The organism is Nocardioides sp. 1609, from assembly GCF_004522105.1.
GTDB lineage: Bacteria > Actinomycetota > Actinomycetes > Propionibacteriales > Nocardioidaceae > Nocardioides.
In genome coordinates this window covers 236606-246558 of record NZ_SPUJ01000007.1, presented here as the reverse complement: position 1 = coordinate 246558, position 9953 = coordinate 236606, and the positions used below count along the sequence as shown (strand labels likewise).

At 71.3% G+C, this 9953-nt stretch carries 2 protein-coding genes; both read left to right on the top strand.

From position 1 onward, the window contains the following. Positions 1–192: 192 nt before the first annotated feature. Positions 193–1398, top strand: coding sequence for a Gfo/Idh/MocA family oxidoreductase (locus tag E4623_RS19745; protein WP_209020780.1), 1206 nt, complete (start codon positions 193–195; stop codon positions 1396–1398). Positions 1399–1725: 327 nt separating this feature from the next. Then, positions 1726–9936: a PKD domain-containing protein gene (locus tag E4623_RS23055; RefSeq protein ID WP_209020779.1), complete on the top strand. Its 8211-nt coding sequence runs from the start codon at positions 1726–1728 to the stop codon at positions 9934–9936. Positions 9937–9953 lie beyond the last annotated feature (17 nt).

Genomic DNA, 9953 nt, shown 5'->3' with positions numbered 1-9953 from the left:
GAACGTCTCCGACCTCGTCGAGGTCGAGGTCCCCCGCACCGTCCAGCTCTTCGCCCCCGTCGTGACCGCCGACAACGTCGACGAGTACCTCCCCACCGCGTTCAAGTCCTGACCCACTGAACACCCGTCCGTCCCGGACCGCCGCCCCCGGCGGTCCGGGACGAACGGACGTCCGACGTTTGGAGCCCCACCATGACCAGCCCGCTCAACCTCGGTGCCGACGGCGGTCCCGACCCTCGTCGCCTCAACGTCGGCATGGTCGGCCACGCCTTCATGGGCGCGGCCCACTCGCAGGCGTGGCGTTCCGCCGGACGCTTCTTCGACCTTCCCCTCCACCCGGTGATGCAGGTCCTCGGCGGGCGCGACGTCGCCCGCACCGCGGCTGCCGCCGAGCGTCTCGGGTGGCGCGACTGCGAGACCGACTGGCGCCGGCTGGTCCAGCGCGACGACGTCGACCTGGTCGACATCTGCACCCCGGGTGACACCCACGCCGAGATCGCGATCGCGGCACTCGAGGCGGGCAAGCACGTGCTCTGCGAGAAGCCGCTGGCCAACTCGGTCGCCGAGGCCGAGGACATGGTCCGCGCGGCCGAGGCCGCCGCCGTCCACGGCGTGCGCGCCATGGTCGGCTTCACCTACCGCCGCGTCCCGGCCATCGCGCTGGCGCGCCGGATGGTGGCCGAGGGGCGGCTGGGCGACATCCGCCACGTCCGCGCCCAGTACCTGCAGGACTGGATCGCCGACCCCGAGGCGCCGCTGTCGTGGCGCCTGGAGCGGGACAAGGCGGGCTCCGGTGCGCTCGGCGACATCGGCGCCCACATCATCGACCTGGCCCAGCACATCACCGGCGACCTCATCGCCGAGGTCTCCGGGCAGCTCGAGACCTTCGTCAAGGAGCGCCCGCTCGCCGCGGAGCACGCCGGCCTCTCCGGCACCGCCTCGACCGAGCGGGGCCAGGTGACCGTCGACGACGCCGCGCTGTTCCTCGCCCGGTTCCGCGGCGGCGCCGCCGGCGTCTTCGAGGCGACCCGCTTCGCCACCGGCCGCAAGAACGCGATCCGGCTGGAGCTCAACGGGTCGAAGGGGAGCCTCGCCTTCGACTTCGAGGACATGAACGTCCTGGAGTACTTCGACGCCGAGGAGCCCGACGAGACCGCCGGGTTCCGCCGGATCCTCGTCACCGAGCCCACGCACCCGTACGTCGCCGCGTGGTGGCCCCCGGGCCACGGGCTCGGCTACGAGCACGGCTTCACCCACCAGGTCGTCGACCTGGTCTCGGCGATCGCCGCCGGCACCGACCCCGCGCCCGGCTTCGCCGAGGGCCTCCAGGTCCAGCGCGTCCTGGGTGCCGTCGAGTCCAGCTCCGACACCCGGCAGTGGCAGCAGGTCCCCGCGTGAGGGAGACCCTCCCGCACTGAGACGCCCCACCCGCCCGACCCGGTACGCCCCCAGGCGTGCCGGGTCGTCGGCATGCACCCCTTCTGTGCCACCGACTTGCCAAAATAAGACGACGCCCAGCGCACTTATGTATTGACGTCGGCAAAACTCTCTCCCTAGTGTGACGACCGTCACGGGTGGCTCCTCGGGCCCCCGGTCTTCGCGAAAGGGCGATCTGCGCGCATGGCACACGATTCGGCACTCCCCGGGGGCAGTCGCCCTCGCCGTTCCCACCCTGCGGCCGGGCACGGCACCGCGCCCGCCCCGCGGCGCGGACTCGCCGTCGCCGTGGTGCTGGCCCTGGCCGCGGGACTGTTCGGCATGCTCCCGGCCCGCGCCGAGGCGGCCCCCGCCGCCACCCTGCCCGACGTCGCCGTCGCAGCCGCTGCCCCCGCCGCGGCGGCCGCGCCCGACCTCAGCAAGTTCCAGAAGGTCGTGCTGGGTCAGGGGAGCACCCTGGGCGAGGTCATGGAGCTCACCGTCGCCCCCGACGGACGGGTCTTCTTCATCACCCGGGCCGGCGACATCCAGATGTACGACCCGACCGACGGCTCGATCGAGATCATCATGCTCGCCGCGCAGCTGAGCGTGTGGAGCGGACTCGAGGACGGCGGCCTCGGGATCACGCTCGACCCCGACTTCGCGACCAACAACCACCTCTACGTCTACTACGCCCCGCAGCCGAAGGCCCACAACGCCAACCGGCTGTCGCGGCTGACCCTCGTCGAGGACGCCCAGACCGGCGAGGTCTCGATCGAGAAGGCCTCGGAGAAGGTCATCCTCGAGGTCGGCACCCAGCGCAACGTCTGCTGCCACTCCGCGGGCTCGCTGCAGTTCGACGGCCAGGGCGTGCTCCACCTCACCACGGGCGACAACACGTCGTCCTCCGACAACGGAGGGTTCTCCCCGCACGACGAGCGCGCCGGTCGCAACGACTACGACGCCCAGGACTCCGCGGGCAACACCAACGACCTGCGCGGCAAGATGCTGCGGATCATCCCGCGCGCCGACGACCTCGGTGACGAGAACCCGCCCGAGAGCAGCCCGGGGATGTCCTACGACATCCCCGACGGCAACCTCTTCGGCGAGGGCGGGAAGTACGCCACCGCCAAGTACCCGACCGCCGACGCGGCCAAGACACGTCCCGAGATCTACGTGATGGGCCTGCGCAACCCGTACCGCCTCGGCACCGACCCCGACTCCGACGCCGTCTACTGGGGCGAGGTCGGGCCCGACTCGCGCAGCAACGACCCCAACCGCGGCCCGCGGCACCAGGAGGAGTTCAACCGCACCACGGAGGCCATGAACGGTGGCTGGCCCTACTGCGGTGGCGAGGTCGGCGCCGACCTGACCGACCAGGGCTTCGGCGGCGCCTACGTCGACTGGGACTTCACCGCCAACACCTTCAAGAAGAACCCCGACGGCACCCCCAAGCGCTTCCCCTGCAACGACCCCAACGGCATGACCGGCGTCAACGACTCGCCCAACAACACCGGCCTGGCCGACCTGCCCCCGATGACCGACGCGTGGATCCCCTACTCCACCTCGGCGCCGTTCAAGTACCCGCAGGTCGAGGGCTCGACGCCGACCGGCGCGCAGGTCTACCGCCAGTCGCGCAACACGACGGCGAAGGACACCGCGTTCCCGACCGACTACGAGGGCTCGATCTTCATCTCCGAGATGAGCCGCGGGTGGATCAAGGAGGTCCGCACGAACGCGGACGGGTCCATCGCCTCCATCAACGACTTCATGAGCGGCTTCTTCGCCCCCGGTGACATGGAGTTCGGCCCCGACGGCTCGCTCTACGTCCTCGAGTACGGCTCCGGCTTCTTCTCCGGCTCGCCCGACACCAAGCTCGTCCGCATCGACTACGCCGTCAACGGCTCCGCCCCGCAGGTCAAGGTGACTGCCACCCCGGCGGAGGGCGGCGTCCCGCTCGACGTGGCGTTCTCCAGCGCCGGCACCGCCGACCCCGACGGCGACGCACTCACCTACGCCTGGGACTTCGACGGCAACGGCACCACCGACGCCACCACGGCCGACGCCACCCACCGCTACACCGCGGCCGGCGACTACCAGGCCACGCTGAAGGTCACCGACGCCACGGGCAAGACCGCCACGGGCCAGGTCATCGTCAACGTCGGCAACACCCGGCCGGTGCTGGACTTCAACGCCCCGATCGACGGCGGCTTCTTCGACCCGGGCGACGACGTCGACTACGACGTCGACGTGACCGATCGCGAGGAGAGCGTCGACTGCGCCCGGGTCGAGGTCTCCGAGGGCCTGGGCCACGACGTGCACGCGCACCCGCTGCAGAGCCAGCTCGGCTGCAGCGGCACCATGACCATGTCGGACTCGACCGACCACGGCGAGGACGCCAACATCTACGGCCAGCTCGCGGCGACGTACGCCGACGGCGGCGGCAGCGCGGGAGCCAACGACCCGCTCGTGGGCCGCGCCCTGATCACCCTGCAGCCCAAGCGCAAGCAGGCCGAGCACGCCAACGGCCGTTCGGGTGTCAGCGAGACCGGCTACGACGACAAGTCCGGCACGCGGCCCGGCGCCGGCGGGATCATCACCGGCATGGGCAACGGCAACCACGTGTCCTACAGCCCGATGAGCCTGGCCGGGATGCAGTCGATCTCGGTCACCTACTCCGGCTCCCCGGCCGACGGTGCCGCCATCGAGGTCCGCGCCGGCGCGGCCAACGGTCCCGTGGTCTCGCGGATCCCGCTCGCCGGGTCCACCGAGGGCCTGTACTACTACAAGACCGTCACCGGTGCCATCACCAGCCGGGACGCCGACCAGGGCGGCCGCGGGCTGTTCTTCGTCTACACCGGCAACGGCGAGATGAACTTCGACGAGGTCCGCTTCACCGGCGACGGCATCGCCTCCAACGTCGCCCCGTTCATCACCGCCGCGACCGCCACGCCGACCGAGGGCTCCGCTCCGCTGGACGTCTCCTTCACGGCCGAGGCGACCGACAACGACGGCGACGCGATCACCTACGCCTGGGACTTCGGCGTCGCCGGCACGGACGCCGACAAGGCCACCGGCCAGACGGTCGCCTACACCTACGCCACCGCCGGCAGCTACACCGCGACCGTGACCGCGACCGACACCACCGGCAAGTCGAGCACCAGGACCGTCGCGGTCGTCGTCCGACGGGCCTGCGCGACGCTGCCCACCGCGGACGCCGGCTACGAGCTGCTGTTCAACGGTCGCAACCTCGACGGCTGGAAGCAGTCCGGCCCGGGCGGCTTCATCGTGGAGGACTGCGCCCTGACCTCGGTCGGCGGCCTCGGCCTGCTCTGGAACGACACCCAGCAGTTCGCCGACTACTCGATGAAGCTGCAGTTCAAGCTCAGCGACGAGGCCGACAACTCCGGTGTCTTCACCCGCTTCCCCGACCCGGGCGACGACCCGTTCGTCGCCGTCGACAACGGCCACGAGATCCAGATCAAGGAGGGTCAGCCGAACGACGAGCCCCAGAAGACCGGTTCGGTCTACAACTTCGACCGGGAGGACGCACGCAACGCCCGGCCGATCGGGGAGTGGAACGACTACGAGATCCGCGTCGTCGGCCAGACCTACGTGATGACCCTCAACGGCGTCGAGGTCAACCGCTACACCTCCGACGGCTCGCGCGGCACCACCGGCTACGTCGGCCTGCAGAACCACGGCACCGCCGACTCGGTCTCCTTCCGCAACGTGCAGATCCGCGAGCTCGACGTCGACGAGCCCTTCGTCAACACCGTCGAGGTCGACCCGGTCCGAGGCGGCGCCCCGCTCGAGGTGACCTTCACCGCCGAGGGCGTCGACCGCCAGGGCGACGCGCTCACCTACGACTGGGACTTCGGTGACGGCTCCGCCGTCGTGACCGGTGCCGCCGCCGAGGTGCAGCACACCTACGCCGCCGAGGGCTCCTTCACCGCCAAGGTGACGCCCGTCGACGCCGACGGCACCCGCGGCGCCACGGTCACCGCCCGGAGCGTCACCGTGCTGACCGACCCGGTCCCGACGGCCTCGGCGACCCCGAGCTGTGGGATCGCCCCGGTCGAGGTGGCCTTCACCGGCACCGCCACCGACCCGCAGGGCCAGGCCGTCACCTACGCCTGGGACTTCGGCGTCGACGGCACGACCGACGACACCTCGACCGAGCAGGACCCGACCTACACCTACGCCACGGCCGGTCGCTACACCGCGACCCTCACCGTGACCGACCCCGACGGCAACACCGGGACCGCGACCGTCGCGGTGCGTGCCCTCGAGTCCGGCGTGTGCCGGGCCGTGGCCGACCTGTCGACGTTCTTCAACAACGACGGCATCTCGACCCACGCGAACCCGGGCAACGGCAACTTCGACGGCGGTGGCTGGGCCTACGCCACCGAGACGCTCCCCGAGGGCGTCCGCGCCAACGGCGGGCCGCTCGTCGTCGACGGCGTCGACCACGAGTTCCCGAGCTCGGTCGACGGCCTGCTCAACAACGTCGAGACCAACGGCCAGACCATCCCGCTCCCGACCGGTCGCTTCTCCGGCCTGAGCATCATCGCGGCCGCCCACAACGGCGACGTCCAGCAGCCGGCCACGATCACCTACGGCGACGGCACCACCTCCACGGTGCAGCTGCGCTTCACCGACTGGGCGGTCTCGCCCAAGTTCGGCGAGACGATCGCCGTCGACATGCCGCACCGCCACGACGCCGGCGGCGACACCGGGCCGCGGGTGTTCCTCTGGGCCCAGCAGGTCGCCGTCCAGGACAAGGACCTGGTCAGCATCACGCTGCCCAGCGACCCGAAGCTGCACGTCTTCGCCATCTCGGGCGTCCTGCCCGGCGAGGAGCCGCCCTGCGACCAGCGGCGCTCCGACGAGTTCGACGACAGCGATCTGCTCGACAACTGCCGCTGGAACATCCGGCGCGAGGACGCCTCCCTCTACGAGGTCGGCGACGGCGTGCTCAGCCTGCAGGCCGGACCCGGTGAGTACTCCACGGCGCCCAACGTCATCACCCAGGCGACGCCCGAGGGCGGGTGGGCGGCCACCACCAAGCTCACCTTCGACCCGACCGAGGAGGGCCAGCAGGCCGGACTCGTGGTCGCCGGCGCCGGTGGGTCCGGCTTCGCCAAGCTGATGTTCGTGCGCAAGAGCACCGGCGGCAACGAGTGGATCGAGTTCCTCAAGAGCAGCGACCCCAACAACACCTTCGACTTCACCGGCGACTGGCACACCGGCGGCGGCGACTTCGGCGGCCCGTTCCTGCCGACCGACTTCCCCACGACGTTCTGGCTCCGGATGAGCTCCGACGGCACCAACCTCACGGGCTCCTACTCCACCGACGGCGAGACCTTCACCCAGGTCGGCATCCCGCGTGCGCTCGAGGGGATCAACTCCCCGCGCGTCGGCGTGATGGCGTTGCGCGGTGCCGCCGCGACGGCTCCCGCCGCCGACTACGAGTACGTCCGCTTCGACGGCGAGCCGGTGCTCGAGTACCCGGTGGTCCCGATCGGTGAGCCCACCATGACCAGCTGCTCGCGCGGCGACGACTTCGCCGCCGCCCTGAGCACCGAGCGCTGGAACGGCATCCTGCGCGAGAACCCCGACCTCTGGGAGGTCACCGGCGGCAACCTGGAGCTGCAGACCGGCCCCGGCGAGCTGACGGAGGGCTCGCCCAACCTGATGCTGCAGGAGATGCCGGACGGCGCCTACTCGGCCGTCACCAAGCTGACGTTCCCGAGCACCGCGGAGGGCCAGCAGGCCGGCCTGGTGCTGCACGACCCGACCGGCGGCGGCTACCTCAAGCTGGCCTTCGTCAACAAGGGCAGCGGGAACCGCTGGGTCGAGTTCCTCCGCAACAGCGGGGGCCAGAACGACTTCTCGGGCAACTGGCACTCCGGCCCCGGGGGCGACTTCGGCGGACCGTTCCTCCCGGCCGACTTCCCCGAGACCGTCTTCCTGCGCCTCTCCTCCAACGACGGCGTCACCTTCCGCGGCGAGTACTCCGTCGACGGCGAGACCTGGCAGTCCGCAGGTGACGACCGGGCCGGGTTCGGTGCCGACTCCTTCGTCGGGCCCTACGCCCTGCGCGGACCCGGCACCGCGGTCGCCACGGCGAGGTTCGCCTGGTTCGGCGCCGCCCCCGAGCGCGACTGCGGCACCAACACCGCGCCCGAGGTGACCGCATCGGCCACGCCGATCTCCGGCACCGCCCCGCTCGAGGTCGACTTCACCGCCGCCGGCACCGACGCCGACGACGACGAGCTCACCTACGCCTGGGACTTCGGGGTGGCCGGCGACGCCGACACCGCCACCGGCGCGGACGCGACCCACACCTACACCGCGGCCGGCACCTACACCGCCACGGTCACCGTGACCGACACCGCCGGGGCCACCGCCACCGACACGGTGCAGATCACGGTCGAGGGCGCGTCGCAGGGCCGCACCTGGGTCGTCGACGCCGTCGACAGCGCGACCAACAACCAGTGGGTCTCCGCCGACAACGGGACCTCCGAGGTCACGATCAAGGTGGGCGACACCGTCGAGTGGCAGTTCGACCGGGCGACCATGGCCCACGACCTGACCTCGCAGAACACCGGCGCCACCTGGAACCCGCCGCTGCAGGAGTACCGCGACCCGAACGGGGCGCCGATCCGGCGCACCTTCACGACGCCGGGCACCTACCACTACTGGTGCTCGATCCACGGCGCCACGATGCGCGGCACCGTGGTGGTCGAGGCCGCCGCGAACCGGGCACCCGTCGCGACGCCGTTCGTGGGGAACTCCACCGGCGCCAAGACAGGCCCGGCCCCGTTCGAGGCGCACTTCGAGGCCAACGCGACTGACCCGGACGGCGACCCCCTGACCTACGAGTGGGACTTCGGCTACGCCTCCGACAACTCCGACAAGTCGACCTCGGCGCACGCCCACCACACCTACGCCACCCCTGGGCGTTACACCGTGACGCTCAAGGTCTCCGACGGCAAGGGTGGAGTCTTCGCCCGCGACTACCTGATCACCGTCACTGGCGGGGTCAACCCGGTCGTCACCGCCAGCGGCACCCCGACCACAGGAACGGCGCCGCTCAACGTGCTGTTCCAGGGTGGCGCCATCGACGAGCAGGGCGGCCCATTCGTCTACGCCTGGGACTTCGGGGTTCCGGGGACCGAGGCCGACACGTCGACCTTCGCCCGGACCACCTGGACCTACACCGAGCCGGGCACGTACACGGCCGTGCTGACCGCCACCGACCCCGAGGGCAACAAGGGCACCGGCAGCGTGCAGGTCGTGGTCGACGGAGCCCCGGTCGAGCCCGAGCTCGGCGTGGACGCCACCGCCACGCCCACGAGCGGTACCTCGCCGCTCGACGTCCGGTTCGCGACGTCGGTCACGGAGGCCTCGACGACCGCCGGCGAGGTCAAGCCCTTCGCTGACGGACTCACGTCGTACCCCGACCTGACCGGCACCGCCGAGATGATGCGCGGCGCCGACCACACCATGACCTCGCTGGAGGTCAGTGGCCTCAAGCCGAACGCCGCCCACATGGTTCACGTGCACGAACAGCGGTGCTCGGACGGCAACGCCGGCGCCCACTTCCGCTTCGACGAGACCCAGCCGTTCGCGGAGGCCAACGAGATCTGGCTGCCGTTCACCACGGACGCCGAGGGCAACGGCAACCCGCCGATGAAGCACAGCATGCGTCGCGCCGGGCCCAAGGCCGTCTCCATCGTGATCCACGACCCGGACAACGCGGCCAAGCGGATCGGCTGCGTCGACCTCGCGCCCACCGACCTCACCTACGAGTGGGACTTCGGTGACGGGAGCACGGGCACCGGCGCCGCGCCGGAGCACACCTACACCGAGGCCGGCACCTTCGCGGCCACGGTCACCGTGACCGACGGCGAGACCGGCGACGAGGCCACCGACTCGGTCGAGATCGTGGTCGAGGACGGGGAGACGCCGGACACCACGGCGCCGCAGACCACCGTCACCGCCGGGCCCACCGGCACCGTCCGCAGCACCACGGCGACCTTCCGGATGACCTCCGACGAGGCCGGCACGTTCGAGTGCCGCCTCAACGGCGGCGCGTGGCGCCCGTGTGCGTCGCCCGCGACCTTCACCAACCTGCGCCAGGGTGCGCAGCGGCTCGAGGTCCGTGCGGTCGACGCGGCCGGCAACAAGGACGCGACGCCGGTCGTGCGCACCTGGAGGGTCGACACCCAGGGGCCCATGGTCAAGAACCTCGGACCCAAGGGCACCACCCGGGACCGCACCCCGACCGTGCGCGCCGTCGTCCGCGACCAGGGCTCGGAGCTGGCCCGCCGTCACCTCACCCTGCGCATCGACGGGAAGACGGTCGGCGTGCGCTACGACGCGCGCACCGACCGGATGACCTGGACCTCGGGGCGCCCGATGTCGATCGGACGCCACACCGTGCGCCTGGTCGTCGTCGACGCCGTCGGCAACCGCACCACCACGACCTGGCGCTTCACCGTCCGCCGTTGACCAGGTCCCGGCACCAC

Coding starts and splice junctions, on each gene's coding strand:
- E4623_RS19745 (WP_209020780.1), top strand. CDS start 193: ATGACCAGCCCGCTCAACCTCGGTGCCGACGGCGGTCCCGACCCTCGT.